Source organism: Oceanospirillum sp. (assembly GCF_982874595.1).
In genome coordinates this window covers 16,224-40,704 of the sequence record NZ_CEYNZH010000027.1, presented here as the reverse complement: position 1 = coordinate 40,704, position 24,481 = coordinate 16,224, and the positions used below count along the sequence as shown (strand labels likewise).

13 protein-coding genes are annotated in these 24,481 nt (G+C 53.0%); 8 read left to right on the top strand and 5 right to left on the bottom strand.

Annotation, left to right across the window (positions count from 1 at the left end; genetic code table 11):
- Nucleotides 1–459, top strand: a 459-nt coding sequence (locus tag AC4GL5_RS12080; RefSeq protein ID WP_490383038.1) for a hypothetical protein, incomplete at its 5' end; no start/stop codon positions are given.
- An 80-nt stretch (nt 460–539) separates the two neighbouring features.
- Here AC4GL5_RS12080 and ggt read toward each other — a convergent pair.
- Nucleotides 540–2,339, bottom strand: coding sequence for a gamma-glutamyltransferase (gene ggt, locus AC4GL5_RS12075; RefSeq protein ID WP_490383037.1), 1,800 nt, complete (start codon nt 2,337–2,339; stop codon nt 540–542).
- A gap of 51 nt (nt 2,340–2,390) precedes the next feature.
- Nucleotides 2,391–3,500 (bottom strand): polysaccharide deacetylase family protein, encoded by a 1,110-nt coding sequence (locus tag AC4GL5_RS12070; RefSeq protein ID WP_490383036.1) that lies wholly within the window; start codon nt 3,498–3,500, stop codon nt 2,391–2,393.
- 303 nt (nt 3,501–3,803) lie between these two features.
- Between AC4GL5_RS12070 and AC4GL5_RS12065 the strand changes: the two genes are divergently transcribed.
- Entirely contained in the window at nt 3,804–5,252 is a 1,449-nt protein-coding gene (locus AC4GL5_RS12065) for a YcjX family protein (protein ID WP_490383035.1), read from the top strand.
- Nucleotides 5,249–6,286 carry a DUF697 domain-containing protein gene (locus AC4GL5_RS12060; protein WP_490383034.1) on the top strand — a complete coding sequence of 346 codons (1,038 nt, stop codon included), beginning with the start codon at nt 5,249–5,251 and terminating at the stop codon, nt 6,284–6,286. Before AC4GL5_RS12065 ends, AC4GL5_RS12060 begins: the two co-directional genes overlap by 4 nt.
- A gap of 167 nt (nt 6,287–6,453) precedes the next feature.
- Here AC4GL5_RS12060 and AC4GL5_RS12055 read toward each other — a convergent pair whose 3' ends face one another.
- Nucleotides 6,454–6,933, bottom strand: coding sequence for an REP-associated tyrosine transposase (locus tag AC4GL5_RS12055; protein ID WP_490383033.1), 480 nt, complete (start codon nt 6,931–6,933; stop codon nt 6,454–6,456).
- A gap of 387 nt (nt 6,934–7,320) precedes the next feature.
- On the opposite strand from AC4GL5_RS12055, the gene hsdR reads away from it, so the two are divergent.
- From hsdR to AC4GL5_RS12040, 3 genes are all read left to right on the top strand, one after another.
- The gene (gene hsdR, locus AC4GL5_RS12050) at nt 7,321–10,836 is read left to right on the top strand and encodes a type I restriction-modification system endonuclease (protein ID WP_490383032.1); all 3,516 of its coding nucleotides are present in this window, start codon (nt 7,321–7,323) and stop codon (nt 10,834–10,836) included.
- A gap of 160 nt (nt 10,837–10,996) precedes the next feature.
- Nucleotides 10,997–12,568: a class I SAM-dependent DNA methyltransferase gene (locus AC4GL5_RS12045; protein WP_490383031.1), complete on the top strand. Its 1,572-nt coding sequence runs from the start codon at nt 10,997–10,999 to the stop codon at nt 12,566–12,568.
- Nucleotides 12,568–14,052 (top strand): restriction endonuclease subunit S, encoded by a 1,485-nt coding sequence (locus AC4GL5_RS12040; RefSeq protein ID WP_490383030.1) that lies wholly within the window; start codon nt 12,568–12,570, stop codon nt 14,050–14,052. The genes AC4GL5_RS12045 and AC4GL5_RS12040 overlap by 1 nt, the downstream gene beginning before the upstream one ends.
- 490 nt (nt 14,053–14,542) lie before the next feature.
- Here AC4GL5_RS12040 and AC4GL5_RS12035 read toward each other — a convergent pair whose 3' ends face one another.
- Both AC4GL5_RS12035 and AC4GL5_RS12030 read right to left on the bottom strand, forming a co-directional pair.
- Entirely contained in the window at nt 14,543–17,107 is a 2,565-nt protein-coding gene (locus AC4GL5_RS12035; RefSeq protein ID WP_490383029.1) for an ATP-dependent DNA helicase, read from the bottom strand.
- Between the two features lie 205 nt (nt 17,108–17,312).
- On the bottom strand, nt 17,313–17,618 hold the full coding sequence (locus tag AC4GL5_RS12030) for a DUF6482 family protein (RefSeq protein WP_490383028.1): 306 nt from the start codon (nt 17,616–17,618) through the stop codon (nt 17,313–17,315).
- 432 nt (nt 17,619–18,050) lie between these two features.
- On the opposite strand from AC4GL5_RS12030, the gene AC4GL5_RS12025 reads away from it, so the two are divergent.
- Nucleotides 18,051–22,868, top strand: coding sequence for a response regulator (locus AC4GL5_RS12025; protein ID WP_490383027.1), 4,818 nt, complete (start codon nt 18,051–18,053; stop codon nt 22,866–22,868).
- Nucleotides 22,862–24,442 carry a chemotaxis protein CheB gene (locus AC4GL5_RS12020; RefSeq protein WP_490383040.1) on the top strand — a complete coding sequence of 527 codons (1,581 nt, stop codon included), beginning with the start codon at nt 22,862–22,864 and terminating at the stop codon, nt 24,440–24,442. The genes AC4GL5_RS12025 and AC4GL5_RS12020 overlap by 7 nt, the downstream gene beginning before the upstream one ends.
- The last annotated feature ends 39 nt before the right edge of the window (nt 24,443–24,481 follow it).

The following is a 24,481-nucleotide window of genomic DNA, read 5'->3' as shown; positions in this document are numbered from 1 at the left end:
GAATCCCTTAGTTACGGTGACTCTCTGGGTGAAATCTCAAGGTTTGACATACAGGTTACCGGCCGCAAAAATGCCCCGGAAATCACTCAACTCAATGACCTGATCGGAAAAAAAATTGGCTATGTTCGTGGCTCCAAGTACGGTCCGGTGTTCGATAACAATGAAAAGCTGAGTAAGGTGGCGCTGAGTTCAATGGAGAAGGGTGTTGATATGCTGCTTAAGGGCCGGCTGGATGCTCTGATCTGCCTTGATCAGACTCTGTACCACAGCCTGAGAGCGCGATCGGTTGACCCCTCGGCTACTAAAACCTTGCTGGTACTGGGTTCTGCCCGGGCTGATCTTTTTATTTCCAAACGTTCCGACATGCATTCCTATAGCCCGCTCGTAAAAGAGGCGCTGGTTCAGCTGCACAAAAAAGGGACGATTAAAGCCATTTTTGACCCGAATCGTCCCCGTTAACCCACCAAAAGCCCTTACAACAAAGCGCTCTCTGAAAAGACCCGTTAGAAGAAAGATAAGTCTCTGAGTCAGTACTGGCGTTAATCCCCCAAAACCACACCTTCCCGTCTGGGGTCAGCCGCCCCGATCAGTTTGCCATCCTTAAACAGAACCCCATGCAGACCGGAATTCAGATCTCTGACCGAGACCTTATAGCCCATCGCCTCCAAGGGTGCTTTAAGCGCTTCTGCGGTTGTTCCCGCTTCAAGATCATAGGTTCCAAAGCGATTGATCAGATGGGGTTTGCTGATCGCCTGTTGAAGCGGCATCCCCCAATCCAGATGGGCAATCAGCGCTGAGGCCACATAGCCGATAATCCGTGAGCCTCCGGGAGAACCCAATGCCAGATACGGTTTACCATCCTTCATCACCAGAGTTGGGGCCATAGAAGAGCGAGGGCGTTTGCCCGGTTCCAGCCGGTTGGCAATCGGGTAGCCCGCTTTATGGCTGGCAAAGGAGAAATCCGTCAGCTCATTATTGAGCAGAAAGCCACCGGACATCACCCGTGAGCCAAAACCGTTTTCAATCGTCGTGGTCATCGAAACAATATTGCCGTCACGATCCACAATCACCAGATGGCTGGTGGAGGGCAGTTCCAGCGAGATATCATCGGCAAGAGCAATCGGCTGATGCCATTCCGGCTCACCGGCATCCACCGACGCCAGAGCTTTTCCCGGCTGAATCAGCGCCGCTCGCTGTTTCAAGTACTTCTGATCAAGCAGGCCTTGTGGCATGGGCACAAAATCGGTATCGGCCATATAGCGGCCGCGATCTGCAAAGGCCAGGCGGGAAGCATCACCGATAATCTGCCAGCTTTTCGGGTTATCCGGCCCCAAAGATTTCAGATCAAACGCTTCCACCATGCCCAGTATCTGACCTACCGTAAGAGCGCCGGAGCTGGGTGGCCCCATGCCACAGACATCATAGTGACGGTAGGGCGCACAAACCGCAGGCCGCTCTTTGATCTGATAGATACTCAGGTCTGTTTCCGTCAGCAGGCCGGGATTATCTTGAATTGCCTGAACCTTTCTCACCAAATCCTTGCCAATTTTCCCATGGTAAAATGCATCAGCTCCCTGCTTAGCCAGAAGTCCCAGCGTTTCGGCATAGGCTTTATTGGTCAAACGATAACCTTCCGGCAGAGGTTGCCCATCCGGCGTAAAGAAGTAAGCGCGGGTATCCGGATAACGACTCAGGCGCTGCTGATCATTGGCAATAGCACCGGCTAGGCGGGGGGAGACAATAAAACCCTGCTCGGCCAACTGCTTTGCGGGCTGCAACAGACGTGACCAGGGCAATTGACCGAAGCGTTGATGCGTCTCTGCCATCAGCTTAACCGTGCCCGGCGTTCCCACAGAACGACCACCCACCACGGCATCAAAGAACTTAACCGGTTTACCCTGATCATCCTGAAACAGTTCAGGTCTAGCGGCCAGCGGAGCGGTCTCACGGCCATCAAAGGTGGTTAACTGCTGTTGATCCGCATCGTAGTAGAGCATAAAAGCACCACCACCCAATCCGGAGGATTGGGGTTCAGTCAGCCCCAAAACCGTTTGTACCGCCACCATGGCATCAATCGCACTGCCGCCCTCTTTTAAAACCTGATAACCCGCTTCAACAGCATAGGGGTTTGCTGCGGCAACAATAAACTCATGGGCCGTATGGGCCTGATTCTCTGCCCGTTGGCTGGCCGCTTCCGGGGCGACCTGATCCGTCGCCTGTTGCGCCTGCAACCTGCCACTGGCAAGGGCGCTTAATCCAACAACACCAACGCATAAAACGACTTTTGTTATTGGCGTCAGGCCATTTTTTTCTGTCAAAGAGTGCTGAGAACTCGTCATTGTTGCTTTCCCTGTTTGATTGATACCACACTGGCTCTCATCGGCTCAGCCTTAACCCTTGTACCAGCTGCCATCCGGTTTTGGCAGCATCCACTGACGGGAGAACCAAAACCAGCGCGGCTCTGAACGATGGGGAGCGGTGCAGTTATAACGATGCCGTCCCGCAGGTAACGTCTTTTTCGTCGACACCTGCAGCTGGACCGCGCCATCAGCCTGAGATTCTTTTGCCACCTGCAACAACTCGCCTCCGGGGCCATAACAGCGTAGCTGATCCAGACGATAATCACCCTTCTCCAATGTCAGCGTCAGCACCGGACTACGATCATCCGCAGCTAACACCCCGGAACGCGGGGTTTCAGACCGTACAGGAAAGGGCAGCGCCATCAGCTTGGTCTCAAGCGTTTTCGGGTTTGAATAGATGCCATTAGCCGCATAACGAGGAGCCCCCTGTAAAGAGGTAAAGCCGCTCACCGCACCGGATTGCTGCCCAAAAGCGATATAGCCCAGATCCGCCAACAGAGTTTCCAGTGCCGGATTAAACTCGCCGTAGGGGTAAGCAAACAGCTTAGGGGCCGTCTTAGCAGGAGTCAGACTGCCCAGATATTGCTCCAGCTGTTGCTGGTTCCCGGTAATCTCAGCGCGCATACGATCCAGCCACTGGGCTTCACTTTCGCCCGCCTGCTTACGGATCATATGCTCATGGTGCAAAGAATGATTGCCCAGGGTTGCGCCTTTCTCTCTGGCCTCACGCAGCTGCTCCCAGGTCATATACTGCCGATTACCCTGATTGATTGGCGTCGCGTTGACAAAAATCGTGAAGGGTAAGTTCCGGGCCACCATAATCGGCATGGCGGTTTTATAGACACTGATATAAGCATCATCAAACGTCAGTACCGCCACCTTGTCCGGCATCGGCTTGTTAGCTTTCAGGTACTCAGCAACCCGAGGCAGTGACCAGACCTGAAATCCCAGCTCGTTTAACAGATCAAGATGCCGGATAAAGGTCTCAGCATCCGTACTGGTAGAGCGGGGTGTGTCAGCGCTGATATGGTGATACATCAGAACCGAAGCATGATGCCGCTCAGCAACCTCCTTGGCCTGAACCTGACTACCGATTAAGGACAAACCCAAAACAGCCGAACCCAACAGTGATAAACGCATAACCCTCTCTTTCGTTTTTCTATCGTTCGTTTTTTAGTCTTTCGTTTTTATAGCAAACGTGATGTTTTAATACATAGGCAGTAATAAACGGAAATTATGAGGGAATCTGTAATCGGATCAAATACAGACTGTGGTATTTGAGTAAGCGGTGTTACTTACACGCCCCAACACGACATTTTATGACAGCTTCGGTTGTAAATGTGCGATTAGCCCGCAATTAGAGAGAAGGTTGAGTCAGTTTTACGGCAGTAAGATGCCGGCCGCTCATCCCTACAGGAAAGCGGCAGGTTAAGGAGTCCTTTTGTGGTTAAACGCTATCTGAAAAGCGCCGGTAAACAGCTCGGCAGTAAAATCGGCAAACAGCTTGGTAAAAAGGTCGGCCAAAAACTGATCCGTCAGGCCGAGAATCTAACCCTGCAGAAACATCACCGCATGGGCGTAACCGGCTTTTCCCGTGCCGGTAAAACCGTTCTTATCACCCAGCTGACCCACAGCCTGCTTCGGGTGGATGAGCCCCTGCCGGAGGGTGTCAGCCGACACCCGCTCACCGGTTTAGACCTGTTTGATGCCGGGCTGCTCAAACCCGCACTGTTAAAAGAGGACAAACTGGCTCGCCGAAGTCAGTTCGATTTCTTTCGTCACCGCGACAGCCTGATGGGGCAGGGCCGCTGGCCCGAACCCACCCATGACCTCACCTGGCTGGATCTTGAGATCAAGCGCCCGCAGAAGCAGCAAGCCCTGCAGAATCTGATCTCGGCAGATACCCTGCATCTGGAAATCATGGATTACCCCGGTGAATGGCTGGCAGATCTGGCTCTGCCGGAACAATCCTTCAGTCAGTGGTCAGACTCCGCATGGGAACTGGCCCAGCAGCCTCACCGGCAAAAACTCAGCGAACCCTTCCGTCAACTGATCGCCGAAGCCGCAGAACAGCAGCAGGTGAGCGACGCCCTGCAACGCAAGCTGACCGATGCCTGGAAAGATTACCTGATTGCCGCCCGCGCTGAAGGCTACGTGCTGAATCAACCCAGCCGTGTACTGGTGCCGGGGCAGATGCAGAACTATTCCATGCTGGGTTTCTTTCCGGTACCGGATCACCTGCAGCTACCCAAACTGCAGAAAAGCATGAGCCGCCTGTTCGACGCCTACAAACAGGAGATCGAAAGCCATCTGGGGCGTCATTTCCGCCATCTGGACAGTCAGGTCATTCTGGTGGATCTGTTGACCGCTCTGGAGCAAGGGGAGGCGGCCCTGAACGAACTGCAGCAAGCGATGCAGGCCGCATTGCGATTCTTCCGTTACGGCAGTCAGAAGGGCGTGCTCCAGTGGCTGAACCGTAAAATTGGCCGTGTCGTCTTTGCCGTCACCAAAGCGGATCAGCTGGTTCTGTCCGAACGTATCCGGCTGGAGAAACTGCTTGGCGCACTGCTGAACGAGATCGACCCCGGTAACGACGTCCGGGCACGGGCGGATGTTCGCTATCGCGCCATCGCGGCGCTGGAAGCCACCCGCAGTCTGGTGGATGACAACGGTCAGGAGTATCTGCTGGGGCGGGAGAGCGATGGCCGCCAGCAGCCTTATTACTCCGGTCGTGTCCCGGAAGCGCTGCCCATCGACTGGCACACCTTACCGGAACAGCTGCAGCTTAAACGCTGGTCACCGCCAGCCCGCATCGCCAATGTTAATCAGTTGCTGCCCGCGTATCAGCTGGGCCGCGTGCTTAATGATCTGCTGAAGGATGACCTGTCATGACCCAGAAACCCGGTTATATCGAGCCTGCAACACCCGAAACGGGTGACCCGACAGCTAACAGCCGTTCTTTTGAAGACAGGCACACCAAAGAGAAGGCTACACAACAGGAAGCCCCGCGTAACCCCGGTTATGCACCGGAAGCCGCCACTGAGACACTTAAAGATCAGCCTGCAGATGCGATCAACACCCATGAAGAAGAGATACTGCAAGGGAAGGGGGCAGACACAGGGTTACCATCAGCCATATCCCGGAGCAAGGAAGGCAATGGAATTGCTAAAAGCGTGATCGCCCTTGCGGGCGTTCTGCTTCTGCTGATGCTCACCAACGAACTGGTCTCACTTTGGCAGAGCCACTGGCTGTTAGGGACACTGGGTAGTGGTGTGCTGGCGGTTGTGGTGCTGGGCGCGATAAACGTCTGGAGACAGGAGCGACGCTCCGCAGCAGAGATCAAACGGCTGAAAAGTGAACAGGATGGGGTTCAGCAAGCGCTTAAAAACAAGGATCTCACCGCACTGAAAGCCGCCTTAACGCCCTGGCTGGAACGGCAGAGCAAAGCTGCGCCTCAGCTGATCCAACGCTTTAAAGACGCCGCAGTAGAACGCACCACCGCTGAAGAGTACTGGCAGCTGTATCAGCTGATGGTTTTGCGGGAGCTGGACCAGCAAGCCCAAAAGATCATCCGCCATTACACCCTGACCACAGGCACCGCTGTTATGGTGATTCCCCATGCCGGGTTAGACACCTTAGTGGTGCTCTGGCGCTCCCGCACCATGACCCGCGAGATAGCCGCCGTTTACGGTCTGGAAACCACCAGCCTGAGCGCCGTTCGCTTGTTCAGACAGGCGCTGGTCACCGTGATGGTGGTTGCCGGGGTAGAAACACTGGCGCAGGAGAAACTGCTCAGTGAAGGCAGCGACGAACTGATGAACCGCATCCTCGGCGGCGTTTCTCAATCCCTGATCACCGCCCGAAGAACCTACAAACTCGGCCGAATGATACAACTGGCCTGCCGGCCTTATGGGATAGACCGTTAACCCTGATTGAATGCTGATATTGAATACATCGCGCAGGTCGGAAAAGCCGAAGGCGTCTTCCGACATTGGCCTTCCACATTGGCTTAGGTATTTGTATCGAAAGATTCCATGATGGATGGATCACGTGTCGGAAGGCGCGCCCACGGCGCTTTTCCGACCTACGTTAATTACAGATTGTGTTGTTGCCGTAACCATCGGTGATAACTGGAATACGGCCAGTGTTTAAGATCAGTCACAAGTCCATGTTTGAGCGGGTTCTGGTGAACATAGTCGATATGATGCTTCAAATCATCGTCATCACGAATAGTGTGCTCCCAAAAGCGACGTTGCCAGATACCTCGTTCACCTTTACGCAAGCGCACATCAGAGCGGGGTTCCTGATTAAGCAGACCTTTTGAAAAACGTTTCTTTATCTCACACCAGCGGGAAGAGTAATCAGAATCACCTGCAGGCAGCGTCCATACCGCATGCATGTGATCCGGCATCACCACCCAGGCATCAATATGAAAGGGGTACCTATCCTTAACCCAGCGAACCGATGAGCGCAGCAGATCGATATGATCCACCAGCAGGGTTTTATCCCGTTGCAGCAGGTTAACCGTGAAAAAATAACAACCTCCTTCAACATAACAACGCCGATATTGCATAACACCTCCTTGTTCGCAAAATCCTGCAAAACGCATGATCTAATCCCTGAATACCGCCTTAACATGCCGGCTGGGGGATGACATTGGTGTAAGCGTCGGAAGGCGCCTCCGGCTTTTCCGACCTACGTTGATATGCGTTTTACGACCTAGAGTGATTATTGTCCGGAATGTAGGTCGGAAAAGCGCCGTGGGCGCGCCTTCCGACAATGGCAATGGCAGCCAACATTGCTCTTCCTGCAATCGTCTTACAAAATTAACCTTCCACATAATCCCGTAAAACTTTGGGCCAATCATGTATCCTGTCGGATGATTTTCTCACCTCGCTGTCGTAAAGTAACTAACCTGCTGTCTGTAAAGAAAAAAACAGAATAAGGATTTTTCTGCACCATGACCACTTCCGCTAATTTCGGTTTTCTTGAACAACACGATCCTCTTTTTCTGGAACTGGCGGAAGCTGCTGAGCGTGTATTTGTCAGTGATCCCAACACGACTCTGATCAAGCTGCGTCAGCTGGGCGAGGCGATGGCCCAGCATCTGGCGCTGTTGGCTGATATACGTTTTGACGATAAAACCACCCAGATTGAACTCCTGAACAGAATCAGCCGTGAACTGCAGCTGGATGCGACGGTACGTGAGATGTTTCACATTCTGCGTATCGAAGGCAACAAAGCCACACATCAGTTTAAAACCCAGCATAAAGAAGCGATTCGTGGATTGGTTGTAGCCCGGAATCTGGCGATCTGGTTTCACGAATCCTCCGGCAAAGCGGCAAAAAACTTCAAAGCAGGTCCTTTTGTTCCCCCCAAAGACCCCAGTGAACAGCTGCAGACCTTACAGCAGGATATCGCCCAACTAAAAAATGAGCTGCAGCAAGCCAATCTTGACCTGAACTCCAGTCAAAAGCTGAATGAATTGGTCGCCAAAGAGAAAGAAGAATACGAATCTCTGGCGCTTGCCATGGATGAAGAATCACGCAAGCTCGCTCAGCAGGCTAAAGCCCATGAGCAAGAACTGGAACAGCAGCAGAAAGCTTACGAGCAACGGATTCAGGCCCTTCAGGAACAGTTAGCACAACAGGATGAAAAATCCCGTCAGACCCAGCGCCAGACACTGTCCCGCAACAGCCGGGCCGCCAGCCAGAACATCGAACTGAATGAATCGCTGACCCGTATTCTGATCGACCAGCATCTTGAACGTGCGGGTTGGCAAGCCGACAGCGACACCCTGAGTTACCCAAAAGGGGCGCGCCCGGAAAAAGGCGTTAACAAAGCGATTGCCGAATGGCCCTGCAAAGGCAGTGATGGCAAAGGTCGTGACCGTGCCGATTACGTGCTTTTTACCGGATTAACACCGATCGGCGTGGTAGAAGCTAAAAAAGAAACCATCGATGTCGCCGGTAAGATCGGGCAGGCCGAGCGTTACAGCCGGGGTTTTGCCCCTGAAACCAACATGATACCCGCCTGGGAATTGGCGGGCCGCACTATCGCCTGGCCGGATGAAACCAGCGGTCATTATCAGATTCCCTTTGTTTATTCGGCCAACGGCAGACCCTATCTACCCCAGTTAAAAGAGAAATCCGGTATCTGGTTTCGTGATGTGCGGGACGGCTCTCATATTAAGCGGGCTTTGCCAGAGTTTCACAGCCCCGAAGGTTTGCTGGACCAGCTCAATCGCAGTCGTGAAAGCGCCCTGAAAAAATTGCAGGCTGAACCCTACGGCTATCTGAAACTGCGGGATTACCAGCAAAAAGCGATTACCGCGGTAGAAAATACCCTAAGCCGTGATGTGCGCCGGGCTCTGTTAGCCATGGCTACCGGCACGGGCAAAACCCGAACCATCATCGGACTCATCTATCGTTTCCTGAAAGCCGAACGCTTTAAGCGTATTCTGTTTCTGGTGGATCGTACCTCGCTGGGCACACAGGCTTTGGACGCGTTCAAAGATATGCCGCTGGATCAGAGTCAAACCCTGTCCCAGATCTATAATGTCACCGAATTAGGCGATTTAGTGGTCCAGCCGGAAACCCGTGTACAGGTCGCCACGGTACAGGCGATGGTCAAACGGGTGCTGGAAAGCGATAACCCGCCGCCCATCGACCAGTTTGACTGCATTATTGTCGATGAAGCCCACCGGGGTTACACCCTGGATCAGGAGATGACAGAAGGGGAGCTGTCTACCCGTGACAGCCGCCAGTATCTCTCCAGCTACCGACGGGTACTGGACTACTTTGATGCCGTTAAAATCGCCCTGACCGCCACACCGGCTAAACACACCAGTGAGATTTTCGGCCGTCCTATTTACACCTACGGCTACCGGGAAGCGGTGGCCGATGACTGGCTGATCGACCATGAGCCTCCCATTCGTTACACCACCTTGCTGAGTGAAAAAGGCATCACATTCGAGCAGGGTGATCAGGTTGAGGTGGTTAACAGCCGCACCGGTGAGATTGAAAGCGCTGAGCTGGATGATGAACTCAACTTTGATGTCTCAGCCTTTAACAAGTCCGTTATCACACCCAACTTTAACAAAGTGATCTGCGAACAGCTGGTGCAGGAGCTGGACCCATTCGGTGATGAGAAAACCCTGATTTTCTGCGCCACCGATGCCCATGCTGACATGGTTAAAGGGCTGCTGGATGAAGCCTTCAGTAAAGAATATGAAGAGGAATACCGGCAGGAAGCGGTGGCAAAAATCACCGGTAAAAGCGATCAGGCAGACAAGCTGATCAGCCGTTTCAAAAACGAGCGTTATCCTAATATTGCCATTACGGTTGATCTGCTCACCACAGGTATCGACGTGCCCAGCATCTGCAATCTGGTGTTTATGCGCCGGGTGAAGTCACGCATTCTTTATGAGCAGATGAAAGGCCGCGCTACCCGCCGCTGTGACGAGATCGGTAAAACCCTGTTCCGCATCTATGATCCCGTAGACCTGTACGCCAGTCTGCAGGAGGTGGATACCATGAAACCTCTGGTGAAAAATCCCAATATCACTCTGGAACAGCTGGTGGACGAACTCACCGACCCGGAGCAGCTGGAACGGGCACTGAACAGCCCCGGCGACTTGCCGGATCAGAGCCAGGCCGAGGTGGTACTCAGTCAGCTCAGCCAGAAGGTGATGCGGGTACTGCGTAAAGCCCAAAGCAAAGCAGAGCGCAAACCCGAGATCAAAGCCAAACTGGATCAGCTGCAACAGCTTTGGCAGGTAGAGCCTGCGCAACTGCATCAGCACCTGCAACAACTGGGGCCGGAACAAGCCGCCGCGTTTTTAAACCGTCACCATGGCCTTATTCGCCAGCTGGATGAGGTGAAACAGATTCTGGGCAGCAGCTATCGCCCGATCATCTCCGAGCACGACGATGAAATTCGTGAGCGGGTGCAAAGCTGGGGCAATTACAGCGCACCGGAGGATTATCTCGACAGCTTTAACCGCTTTATCAAAGAGCAGGTCAACCGGAATGCCGCCTTGTCGGCGGTGGTCAACAAGCCCCGCGACCTGACACGGGAACAGCTGCGTGAGGTCAAACTGCAGCTGGATAATGCCGGTTACAGCGAAGCCCTGTTGCAAAGTGCCGAAGCGCAACTGAGTAATCAGGATATCGCCGCCAGCATTATCGGCCATATTCGCCGTGCGGCGCTGGGCGAGGGCTTAGTGCCCTTTGAACAGCGGGTAAACCGCGCCATGCAACGGATTTATGACAACCATGACTGGAATCCCAACCAGAAACGCTGGCTCGGACGATTGGCTAAACAGCTGGCCCATGAGGTGATTGTCGATCAGGAGTATATCAACCGGGAATTTGCCCGTGACGGCGGAGCCAAACGCTTTAACAAGGTGCTGGATAACCAACTGGATCAGGTGCTGGAAGCGTTAAATGAAAGTATCTGGCAGGATGCCGGTTAATTCTATCCGATTATGCAGGCAACCTTGAGCTTGCACTGTGGGCTGGTTATATTGCCCGCCCGCGGTATTTCAAAGTCTATCTTTTTGATTTTATTGAATTCAGCCCTGCTGCCCTTACGGTGGCAGGGCGTTAACTTTTTGTCAGACCGGTAAATGATTTATGACCCACAACGATATCGTACAAAAACTCTGGAACCTGTGTGACGTACTGCGTGACGACGGCATCAACTACAGCGATTACGTCACCGAGCTGGTACTGCTGCTGTTTATCAAAATGGTGGACGAGAAAGAGCAGGCCGGTGTACTGGAAAAACACCCGCTGCCACAGGGCTGCCGCTGGAGTGACCTGAACGGCAAATCCGGTATTAACCTGCTGGATGACTACAAACTGATTCTGCTGAGCCTGTCCACCGGTAAAGATGCGGCGGGTAACCGGGTACATGAAGACCCGTTAATCAGCGCCATCTACGCCGACGCCCAAACCCGCCTGCGGGAGCCGCGTCATCTGGCTCAGATGGTAACGACCCTGGATCAGATCGACTGGTTCAGTGTACAGGAAGACGGACTGGGCGATCTGTACGAAGGCCTGCTGGAAAAAAACGCCGGAGAGACCAAATCCGGTGCCGGACAGTACTTTACCCCCCGCGCCCTGATCAACAGCATGATCCGCTGTATTCAGCCCCAGCCGGGGGAGGTGATTCAGGACCCCGCCGCCGGAACCGCCGGTTTTCTGATCGCTGCCGACCAGTATATGCGCAACCAGACTGACGACTATTACGATCTGGAGCCGAAAGCACGGGCGTTTCAGATCAACAAAGCCTGTGTCGGTATCGAACTGGTACCCAACACCCGCCGCCTGTCGCTGATGAACTGCCTGCTGCACGGTATGGAAGGGGACGACGAAGGCGTGGTGCATCTGGGTAACGCACTGGGTGAAGCGGGTAAAAGCCTGCCGCCTGCGGATCTTATTCTTGCCAACCCGCCCTTTGGCACCAGCAAAGGCGGCGAAGCCAGCAACACCCGTGATGACCTCACCTTTAAAACCAGCAACAAACAGCTGGCATTTCTGCAGCATATCTACCGCAACCTGAAACCCGGTGGCCGGGCTGCCGTGGTACTGCCGGATAACGTGCTGTTTGAAGCCGGTGTCGGCACCGATGTGCGCCGTGACCTGATGGACAAGTGCAACCTGCACACCATTTTGCGCCTGCCCACGGGGATTTTTTACGCGCAGGGCGTTAAAACCAACGTGCTGTTCTTTACCAAGGGTTCCGCCACAGACAAATTCCAGCAGGAAAGCTGCACCGAGAATGTCTGGGTGTATGACCTGCGTACCAATATGCCCAGCTTTGGTAAACGCACCCCGTTTACCGAGTCGCATCTGGCCCCCTTTGAGAAAGTGTTCGGAGAAGATGCCAACGGCACCACCGCCCGTACCGAAGGTGAATACAGCTTTGGGGCTACCGAGATTGAGGTGGATATTGAGGAAACAGAAGAGAACCAGGGCATCGACACCCGTCTGGCGCACTCCCGCTGGCGCTGCTTCAGCCGTGACTGGATCGCCGACACCAAAGGGGATTCCCTTGATATCAGCTGGCTGAAAGATAAAGACAGCGTGGATGCCGCCGACCTGCCGGAACCGGCGGTACTGGCACAGGAAGCCAAAGAGGAACTCACCGCTGCACTGGGCGAGCTGGAAGGATTGCTGGCAGCTCTGGAAGGAGCGAAGTGATGGCGGGTGTTACGGACGGAGTCCTGCCGGAGGGGTGGGTTGAGGCGAAGCTCGGAGATGTTGTTGATTACGGGAAAACCCAAAAGGTCACTTTATCAGATGTTGAGCCTGATACTTGGGTGTTAGAACTGGAGGATATACAAAAAGATTGTTCTGTAATCATCAAACGGTTAAATGCAGCTGAGCGACCTTTTAAAAGCACAAAAAACCGTTTCAACATAGGTGATGTGCTTTATGGAAAGTTGCGTCCATATCTTAATAAAGTCGTCGTAGCTGATAATAGTGGTGTTTGTTCCACAGAAATCATCCCTATTAATGCAGAGCCCTATATAAGTAACCGTTTTTTATTTCATTGGCTAAAGAGCGATCAGTTTCTGAGTTATGTCAATGATGTAAGTTATGGCGTGAATATGCCTCGTTTGGGCACCAAAGATGGTGTCGCTGCGCCATTGGTAGTTCCACCCCTTGCCGAGCAAAAAGTGATCACGGAGAAGCTGGATAGCCTGCTGGCACAGGTGGAGTCCACCAAAGCCCGCCTTGAACGCCTGCCTGAAATTCTGAAACGCTTCCGCCAGTCGGTACTGGCCGCAGCGGTTAGTGGCAAGCTGACGGAGGAGTGGCGGGTAGAAAATGAACCTTCTAGCCCATTAGAGATTATTTCTGACAGTACAGCTTTTATAACGACAAAAAAAGCGAAGGAATTTGCTGAGAAGCCATTTTTAGATGATGAGCTCACTTGTTTAATTCCTGATTCGTGGCATTGGGTTCGTTTGTCGAAAATCACCGAAATTGTAAGTGGAGTGGCAAAAGGCTCAAAAAATAAAGGTGAGACGGTCACAAGACCTTATTTGCGAGTTGCGAATGTACAGCGAGGTTTTTTGGATCTTACAGAGATCAAAGATATTGAAGTTCCAGAGTCAAAAGCAGAGGCTTTAGAGCTTAAATATGGTGATATTTTATTTAATGAAGGCGGCGACCTCGACAAGCTTGGTCGTGGCTGGATATGGGAAAATCAAATTCCAAAGTGTATTCACCAGAATCATGTTTTCAGAGCGAGACGCCTATCAGAAGGCTTAGAACCAAAGTTTGTTTCTTACTATGGAAACTCTGAGGGGAAAGAGTATTTCATCAGAAATGGCACGCAATCAGTGAATTTGGCAAGCATTAATAAAACAACGCTAAGTTTACTACCGGTTCCGTTGCCACCTGCCGAAGAACAAACCGAAATCGTCCGTCGTGTGGAGGAGCTGTTCGCCTATGCGGACAAAATCCAGCAACAGGCCGATGCGGCTCTGCAGCGGGTAAACAGCCTGACGCAGTCGATCCTCGCGAAGGCGTTCCGCGGTGAGCTGACCGCCGACTGGCGGGCGGCCAACCCGGAACTGATCTCCGGTGAAAACTCCGCTGAGGCATTGCTGGAAAAAATCAAAGCCGAGCGCACCGCGCAAAAACCGAAAAAGAAAACCCGCGCCAAAAAAACATAACCCCGTAGGTCGGAAAAGCCGAAGGCGCCTTCCGACAATGGGCTCCGGCATTGACCTTCAACAACGGCCTTCGACATTTACCACCGAAGTTGCCCGAACGTCTCACCTACATGGCGGTGTATTGCATCGGATGGATGGCGTGTCGGATGGGGCGTGTGTCGGAAGGCGCGCCCACGGCGCTTTTCCGACCTACGTGATGGGGATTCATGGTTGGATCGCACGCCAACAATGACCACACAATGTTGCCAAACGCCTCACCGGCATGGCGGTGCGACACATCGAATGGGGCGTGTGTCGGAAGGCGCGCCCACGGCGCTTTTCCGACCTACGTGATGGGGATTCATGGTTGGATCGTGCAGCAACAATGACCACGCAATGTTGCCCAAACGCCTCACGGCATGTCGGTGTATCACATCGAATGGGGCGTGTGTCGGAAGGCGCGCCAACGGCGCTTTTCCAACCTACGAGACTAATCAGTTCTAAATCCGGCTTAATCCCACCAATCCGGCATCAATGCCTGTATCTCCGGCTGCATAAAGCGGTCGTCGATCAGTTCAATCACGCCAGTATCTTTCGGTGACCGTATGAGCCGTCCTGCAGCCTGTATCACCTTGCGTAAGCCGGGGTAGAGGTAGGTATAACGGTAACCATCACCAAAACGTTGTTCCAGCCGTTGCGACAGGGTTTCATGAAAGTCATCGTAGGGTGGCAATCCCAGGGTGGCAACAAATACGCCGATCAGGGCATCACCGGGCAGGTCGATCCCTTCCGAGAAAGCTCCGCCTAAGACTGCCAGTCCCACTAAGCCCTGTTCATTACGGAAGCGATTAATAAAGTGCTGTCGCTCTGCTTCTTTCATGCCTGCTGATTGCACCTGTAGCGGTATCTCCGGGCAATACTCAGTCAGGCCATTATGGAGCTGCTGCAGATAACTGAAACTGCTGAGGTAAATAAGATAGTTACCCGGCTTTTGTCGGTATTGTGCTGCGATCCGCTGACAAATAGGCGGTACTGAACGATTTCTGTCCCGAAACCGTGTACTGATGGGCACCCGCCTCAGGTCGAGCTGATCACGGTGAAAAGGGCCCGGTAACGAAAGCCAGAGCGCCTCTCTTAACGGGTGATCGTTATTACTGTTCTTCGCGCTTGCTACCGTGTTGTCGGTATCGTCAGTAGCGGTCTGATGGCCGGCCATACCCAGCAGATCCCGATAATATTCAGCAGGGCTCAGCGTTGCCGAGAACAACACGCAGGCATAGGCGATGTTAAAGCGCTCCCGCAGAAAGTCAGCGGGTATCAGGTTCTGCAGTTTAAGGCTGGCTTTGATTTTAGGCTCCCGGTATTTGGGATTGCCCCTGGCCAGCTGGAGCGTACAGAGGGAGTGTCGGTCAAACAGCTCGGCCAGCTTGAGAAAACTGAGGGTGTCGAACATAAGCTGTTGCAGCGGTTGTTCGGGGCTTGCCGGAAGCGCACCGTGCGCAGGGTCGTGGGCTAATAACGCGACCTGTCGGTGAGAGGGCTGGTGTTCTTTCATAGAATCGGCCAGATAGTCGGTAATGGCGGTGACCAACTGATGCAGGTAGCCGTTCAGCTGCTCCGGTACCTGATCGAGGTTTATCGAGACAGGTTTCCCTGAGATCAGATTACCGTCCTGATCCAGCTGATCAGACGCTTCTTCAGCAATCAGCTTGCGCCAGCCCTGTTGTACCGCCTGCAGCGGCTTTTTAAGTGCCTCAGGGGCTGCTTGAGCAACCTTACCGCCCTTTAAAGCATGACTGAAGAGAAAACGATCCAGCTGAGCCGAATACATGCTACGGGCCCGGTCGATCAGGTTGTGGGCTTCATCGACCAAGGGCACAACCTGCCAGTCGTTCTGTTGTGTCAGGCTGAAAAGCACCGCCTGACGGTCAAAATAGTGGTTAACATCCCCCACCACCAGATCCGACCAGCGTGTCATCTCCTGTGCCAGATAATAGGGGCAAATCTCATGCTCAAGGGCGATACGACGGATTTGGCGCTGGTCCAGCCAGTAGCTTTGCGCTGCAGCTTGTCTGGCTTGGGGCAGCCGGTCAAAAAAGCCCTCAGCCAGCGGGCAGGAATCCCCATGACAGGCTTTGTCCGGGTGCTCACAGGATTTCTCTTTGGCGCTGAGTTCCAGAATGCGCACGGGTAGGCGTTGCTTGTGCAAAGCAGGGTCAGACAAAAGCCCATCAGGCAGGGCAGCAGCAGGTAGGCTAGTGTCGGATTGACCGGCAATCAGCTGCTTTAAGGCATCCATAAACAGCTGGCGTCCGGTGGTGCGGGATGAGAGTAAAAAAAGTCGATCCAACCCACATTTCGCCATCGCTTTAAGGGCCGGAAAACTCACACCGAGGGTTTTGCCCAACCCGGTAGGGGCCTCCAGCAATAACTGACGTCGGGTAAAGATGCCTTTATAGACCGCTTCGCTTAATGCCCGCTGAAACGGTCGAAACTCAGGGTAGGGAAACTGCAATTGCTGTAGGGCAAGATCACGCTGGCGACGATGTTGTGCTTCCTGCTGGTGCCAGAGGGCATACCGGGCGCAAAGGTCTTCAGCAAAGTCGATCAGAGCGTTAGCCTGCCCAAGGCTTTCATCGGGCGATTCCTGGTCCCGGTCGATATCGTAATAGACCAGACGCAAGCGAACCGCAGGCAGGTCGTCCCGTAGGCAGAGCAGGGCACCGTAAACCTTAAGCTGGGCCAGATGCAGCTGACGCTGCCCGTCACCAATTCGGTCAAGCTCTCCGCGATGGGTTTTAATCTCTTCCAGCAGAGGGTAACCCTCTGACGCTACTGATTCTGCGGCAGATAAATAACCATCGGCACGACCTTTCAGCGTTATTCCCTTGAGTGTGCCTTCCAGCAGATGTTCCGGTTCATAGGTAACATCAGGCCCGCATTGTTTTATACGCCGTTTCTGCAGTTTCTGGTGGCCGCGAATACCTTCCTCGGCGGTGGGCGAGGGTGTATACCGAAATTCAAGGCTGCCACTTCGGGCGGCAAACTCGCAAAGGGAACGAACCGCGACTTTCATAGCATCAACCGGGTTATCAGATAGCCGCGTTTGTCGGACAAGGGTTGCATTCAGGGTATCGGGCCTTGTTATTCACCGGGGAAAGCCAGCAGGCTATACATGGAAGCCTGACGGCTGAAACAGGAAGGGGTTGCCAATCAAAAGGGGGCGACAAACAAAAATCCCTCCGGGAGGAGGGATTCTATCAGAGGATAATGTCTGGCGGCTAAGCCGACATCGGGATTTGCGCAAGGTGGGGCTCGTCATAGGTCGCCACCCGGCCAATCACTTCATCATGAGCCACATGCTGAATCAAAGTGGCTTGTTTAACACCCGCTTGCGCAAGGGCTTGTCGGGCCTGATCCAGACTTCTGAAAATCATCGGTCTGTTGCGCCAATTTACCAGACGATAGGTTTCATCTTCGGTTCGGATTCGAATGCCATACTGGCTATGAGTGGCGTGAGTCACAATTTCTGCGTCCAGTTGTGCACCACTACGGATCAGTTTTTTCAGTTCTTTCAATTTCATCATCAGACTCCTTCTTCATTATCTGCAGCCTGATAGCCTTCATAGTACGTCTCTTTGGTTTACGTTTCTGTTAAGGGCTACTTTTTTTATGGATTTTACGTTTTAACGCTGCCAGACCTTCTTTGGTCCACTTTTATCGACAGCTTCTACGGATATTTTTCATTTTCCGATCACTCAGACAGGATAAGTCCGCAGAAAGTTCCGTCAGGCTGACATTATACCCGGATTCTGATCCGGGGCTCTTATAAGGTACAGGGTTTTAAGGATGGACTGCTACGCTTATTACACAGCGGCTTTTTTTGCATGGCGACACCTAAAAAGTAGTCGGGGTAATTCAGCTGCGGCAAATATAATTTTTTAAAAATATTTTTTTGATGTATCTTTTATCCATATAACGATAACAATTCAGTGACATCAGACCTGAGGACTTAGCCCATGAAGCTATTAAAGGCATACTGGTCCCGCTTATCTCTCAAATCCATGATGACATGGATTTTCACCGCTATCTTTGCTCTGTCTGTGGCCTATGCAGGCGTTGCTTTCTGGCTAACCACACAGAACAACGTCAATCGCGCTGCGTCAGTCAAAGAATCCGGGATTCTGGCAGATTTTGAAAAACTGAACACGGAAGTGCTTCGGGCAGAGCTGCAGATTGTGCAACTGACCCAACCTCTGGACAACACCGACAGAAGACGGCTGGTGCAGGAGCTGACCCAGGAAATTGCCCGCATCGATAAGCTGTTAATTCAGATTGAGCCTGAGATTCAATCTGAGATTCAGTCAACCTTTAACAGTTTTAATCAGCAGTTTGGCCTGTATCGCCAGCAGATGGGGCAATTTCTGGCTTTGGCAGATCAGAACCGGATCGCAGAAGCCCGGGACCTGTTCAGTAAGCCTCTGGGCATCAAAATGTACCTGCTTCAACTGGATGAACTATTGAACCAGCTGAAGTCCCAACAGTCAGCGATCAGCGAAAAACTGACCACACACTCTGAAGCCTCTCACCAGTTTGCTCAGGTTGTTATCGCCAGTCTTTTTATGGTGATGATGCTGATCGGCTACCTGTTTTCCCGTATCACCATCCGTGGGGTTCGTAAGCCTCTGCGGGTTGTGGGTCGGGCGATGGAGTCACTTCTGCAACGGGGCAAAAAATCTTTGCCGGACAAAACGCAGTTTCCCGATGAGATCGCGGCGCTGCTGGGTCATGCTGAATACCTTAAAGCAGAACTGCATGAGATCGAGAATCAACGCTGGATTAAAACCCATATCTCTGAGATCAGCACTCAGCTGCAACAGCTGGGAGACGTGAGAGAGCTGTCGCAACTCTTTCTGAAACGGCTGGCGCCTCTGGTACATCTGGGCCAGGGGGTCTTTTATCTGTTTGATAACGCGACACAAGAGCTGCAACTGATTGGGGGTTACGCCTTTAAAGAGCGTAAACAGCTCAATACCCGACTTAAGCCGGGGGAAGGTCTCGTAGGCCAGTGCGCACTGGAGCAGGAAAGCATCATCATTACCAATCCGCCGGAAGACTACCTGACTATCCGTTCGGGTCTGGGGGAGAGTAAACCCGCCAATATCGCCGTTTATCCGGTCACTCATAATGGTCGCCTGCTGGCGGTTATCGAACTGGCCAGTTTTGTCCGTTTCGGCACCGTCGAGCAATCGTTTCTTGAAGGGCTGATGCCGATTCTGGCGATGAATCTGGAGATTCTGGAGCGTAGCCAGAAAACCCAACAGCTGCTGGAAGAAAGCCAGCATCAGGCCGACAAGATGGAGCGTCAGGCCGCCCAGCTGGAAGAGCAAACCGTGGAGATGGAAGCTCAGCAGCGGGAAATTAAAGCCGCGGAAGAACGCAGCCGTCAGATTCTTGAAGCGGTAAAAAGCGGTATTGTCGGTCTGGATACTCAGGGCAACATCACTTTTGCCAACCCGGCGGCTTATGAAAGTCTTGGCTACGACGAGGCCGAATTTCTGGGCCAATCTTTCAGTCAGCTGCTGCAATATTCCGATGCGGAGGGTCATCCTCAGCCAGCAAGCGAGACCGCCATTTTCAGAACGACTCAGGATGGAGAAGCCCGCTCCAGCGACAGCGAAGTGCTCTGGCAAAAAGACCGTCAGGCCTTACCGGTGGAGTATTCCGCCAGCCCGGTATTTACCAATAACCGCCTGACCGGTGCGGTGGTGGTTTACAGAGATATAACCGAGCGTAAGGCTGCAGAACGGGCTCTGCAGCGGGCCTCATCTGAGCAGAATGCGATTCTGGAATCCGCCACCATGGGGATTGTCCTGCTGAAAGATCGTGTGGTTCAACGGGCCAACAGTAAAATGGCCGAGATTTTTGAGCGCCCCATTGAAGCGCTGGTAGGACAGACAACCCGTCAATGGTATCCCTCCGATGAGACCTTTAACCGCATTGGTGAATTTGCCTATGAGGAACTGGCCAAAGGTAAGGTGCATCAGGAAGAAGTCCAGATGGTCAAAGGGGACGGCACCCTGTTCTGGTGTCATCTGAGTGGAAGAATGCGCGATATGAGCGATTTTTCCCAGGGAACCGTCTGGTTGCTGGAAGATATTACCGAGCGTAAAGAGTCCGAAGAGAAGGTTAACGCCTACTTTGATAACTCCAGCGATGGGCTGCTGGTACTTACCCCTGAAAGCGGCTTTATTCATGCTAATAAGCGGGCTGCGGATATCTTTGGCTTTACCGATGTAGAAGAGTTGCTTAAATGCGGCCCGGTGGACCTGTCCCCCCGATACCAGCCGGATGGTGTCGAGTCTGAGGTTAAAGCGATGGAATATACCCAACAGGCCCTGTCTCAGGATGAGCCTTTCCGGTTTGACTGGCTGCATCTGACCCAAAAAGGGCAGGAGATTCCCTGTGAAATCACACTGGTGCCGATCACACTTAAAAGCAAGCCGGCCCTTATTGTTACCATCAGGGATATTACCGACCGCAAAGCCGCCGAAGTTGAAATGCTAAAAGCCAAAGAGCTTGCGGAAGAGGCCACTCAGGCTAAAAGCGATTTTCTGGCCAATATGAGCCATGAGATACGCACACCGATGAATGCCATTATTGGCATGTCTCATCTGGCATTGCAGACCAAACTGGATAACCAGCAACGCAACTACGTTGAGAAAGTTCACCGCGCGGGCGAAAACCTGCTGGGTATCATCAACGAGATTCTCGATTTCTCCAAAATTGAAGCCGGTAAAATGACTCTGGAAGCCACAGAGTTCCATCTGGATGATGTGATGGAGCATCTGGCTAATCTGCTGGCGATCAAAACCGAAGAGAAGGGTCTGGAACTGCTGTTCAACACCCCGTCGGATCTGCCGTCATCCCTGATTGGTGATCCCCTCAAGTTGGGCCAGATTCTGACCAATCTGGCTAATAATGCCGTTAAGTTCACCGAAGAAGGCGAAGTGGTCATCAGCATCGCCGAACAGGCACTCAGGGGCGATGAAGTGGAGCTTCGCTTTGAAGTAAAAGATACCGGTATTGGTATGACCGAAGAGCAGCTGGGCAAGCTGTTTAAGAGCTTCAGTCAGGCAGATGCCTCCACCACCCGCAAATACGGCGGTACCGGTCTGGGTCTGGTGATCTCTAAAAAGCTGGTTGAACTGATGGATGGCGAGATCTGGGTAGAAAGCGAATACGGCAAAGGAACCCGCTTCTGTTTCACAGCCCGCTTTAAACTGCAGAGCAATCCAAAACCCCGTCGGATGTATCGGGCCGATGAACTGAAGGCGCTGCGGGTGCTGGTCGTTGATGACAACCCCTCGGCCTGCGAGATCATGTCTCGAATTCTGCAAAGTTTCGGTATGAACCCGGTGACCTCCACCTGCGGCCTTGAAGCAGAAGATCGCCTGCGACAGGGTGAGAACTTTGACCTGCTGCTGATCGACTGGAAAATGCCGGAGCGGGATGGCGTTCAGACTCTGAAAGCCCTCCATGATGAAAAGGCGATCACCTGCCCGCCAGCCATCATGATTACCGGATACAGCCGGGAAGAGGCTTTGGCCGCAGCCAAAGAAAATCAGGTTAAGTTTGCTGCCGTTATGACCAAACCGGTAACCGCCTCCAACCTGTTAGAAGCCGTAGGCTATGCGCTGGACAAAGGCGTTCTGGTGGAATCCGGCAGTGATCCGGTACCCGTTGCGGCAGAGATCGACCTGACGGGCAAGCGTGTCCTCCTGGTGGAAGACAACCCGATGAATCAGGAACTGGCACTTGAGCTGCTGCATCAGGGCGGTATTGAGACCGAACTGGCCAATAATGGGCAGGAAGCCGTAAGCCGTCTGGCCTCAGACCATCAGTTTGATCTGATTCTGATGGATTGTCAGATGCCGGTTATGGATGGCTATGAAGCCACCCGCCGTATTCGCCAGATGCCGGAACTGGCCCATTTGCCTATTATCGCGATGACCGCTAACGCGATGGCAGGGGATCGGGAAAAAGTGCTGGAAGCGGGCATGAACGACCACCTGGGCAAACCGATCAATGTTGATCTGATGTATCGCCTGATCGCCAAATGGACAGGGGGAGCATCCCAGCCAGGCAAGCAGGCACCGAACGCTGATCATCAGCCGGAAGCAGAGACGATGAAACAAGAACAGCCATCGTCCACCGATTCCCCTGCGGCCAGCCTGATGGGAATTGGGGATCTGGCGGGCATCAATGTACAGCTGGGCCTCAACGGCATGATGCAGGACGTAGAGCTTTACCAACGGATGCTGGCGATGTTCTATGAAAGTCAGAAAGATTTCCGGGCCAACATCACGGAAGCTGGTTCTGACGAGGACCCCACTGCGACAATCCGCTATCTGCACACACTGAAAGGAACTGCGGCAACCATCGGGGCCGAGCAGATCTGCCAGCTTGCCGCAGCACTGGAAGCCCTTGCCGAGAAAGACGCCGTAGAAACCGATGAGTTTCAGGCGCTCTTACCCGCCCTTGAGGAGGAGGTCACCAAAGTGATCGGGGGCTTGGAACAACAGACCTTTATCATTGAAGAAGGGCTAGCTCCGGCTGAAGCGCCGGAAAATGGCCTGAGAGACAAGGCAGCAACAGAGTTCGACCAGTTGATGCGACTGCTGCAGGACAGTGACGCTGAAGCGCTGGAATATCTTGAACAGCTGCAGAAACAACTCAGCACAGAGGACAACAAAAAACTAAAACCTCTGGTGCGCGCCATCGAGGCCTTCGATTTTGACCGTGCACTTGAGCTGCTGCAGGAGAAAGCATTCTGAGCAGGAAAAAACGATCAGATCTCAGATGGGTCATCGGTATAGGGGCCTCTGCCGGAGGGCTTGACGGTCTCTTATCGCTGTTTGCCCGCCTGCCGGTGTCCGATGAAACGGCCATTGTTATCGCCCAGCATATGGCGCGGGATGAACACGCCCGACTGGTACTCAGTCTGCTAAACAAAGAGGGGAGCTGGCCGGCAGAGATTCCTGATGATGGCACTGAGCTGGTGGGTGGCCGGGTTTATCTGCTGCCTGCCGAGCAGGACGGAGCCGTTTCCGATAGCGATAAAGCACAGCTGAAACTGATGCCGCCTGCCGAGGACAGTTATTCCAGTCCCTCGGTGAACCAATTGCTTCGGTCATTGGCCGAGCACTACGGTAGCCGGGTGCTGGCTTTGATTCTTTCCGGAGCAGGTTCAGATGGTGCGCAGGGCTGTCGGGTTGTTAAGCAGAATCAGGGACAGGTTTGGATACAGTCACCGGAAGAAGCGGCCTACGACTCTATGCCCCAGACAGCATCAGAAGCGGTTAAAGCCGATTATATCGGTACGATTGCTGACATTAGCCTCAATTTGCAGCAGTTATTAACCACCGGTAACGAGCCATATGCTGAGCACCCAGAAACTTTTTCTAAGCCAATAAGATCGACATCTAAGCTCACTGAAGCGGATTCTAAGCCCATAGGAGCGACATCTGAGCGAACACCGGTTGTGTCGGCTCACGCTGGCGCAAGGTTGGAACCCCAACAGGATCAAGCTTCAACCGGGACCGAAGAGGAGGAACTGCAACAGATTACCCATCTGATTGAAGATCATACGGGTATCTCCTTTGCCGGTTATAAACAGGAAACTCTTCTCAGACGTATCGATAAGCGCAAGTCGCAAATCGGTACCCGTTATGATTCATCTTACCCAGAGTATCTGCAGCGGCACCCGGGAGAGCTGGAGTTACTGGAGCAGTATTTGCTGGTTTCTGTCTCATCTTTTTTCCGGGATGCGGATGTTTTCAGGGGGTTAAGCCTTACGCTGACTCCGATTATTGAGCAGAAAAGGGCGCAGATTGCTCAAAACGGCATACCGAACCGGTTGCGCTTTCTTGTCGCGGGTTGCGCCACCGGAGAGGAGGCCTACTCACTGGCGATTCTTTGTCGACAGCTTGAACTGACCATTCCCGTTGAGATTCTTGCGGTTGACCTGAACCGTGATGCGATCCGCATTGCTGAAAAAGGTGAATACAGTGCCAAGAAACTGTCTGAGATGCCCTCTGAACTGGTCGAGCGCTATTTTGTCAGTCACGGAGACTGTTTTGTCCTGGATAAGAGCATTCGGGAGGAGGTGCGCTTTATTCAGGGGGATATCTTTGCCCAGAACTTTGATGAGGCTTTCGATTTTATCTCCTGCAGAAATCTCATGATCTATCTTAAGAGAGAGGAACAGGATCGCCTTATAAACCACCTATACCAACAGATGAATGCCGGTGCTGGGTTTGTCATCGGCATGACCGAATCCCTTAGCCCTGACGGGCTGAAGCTATTTTCAACTCAGGATTACTACCACCGGATTTTTAAACGCCGTTAAAAGCGTTCTGACCTGAATCACCAATGATCATTACGTTTG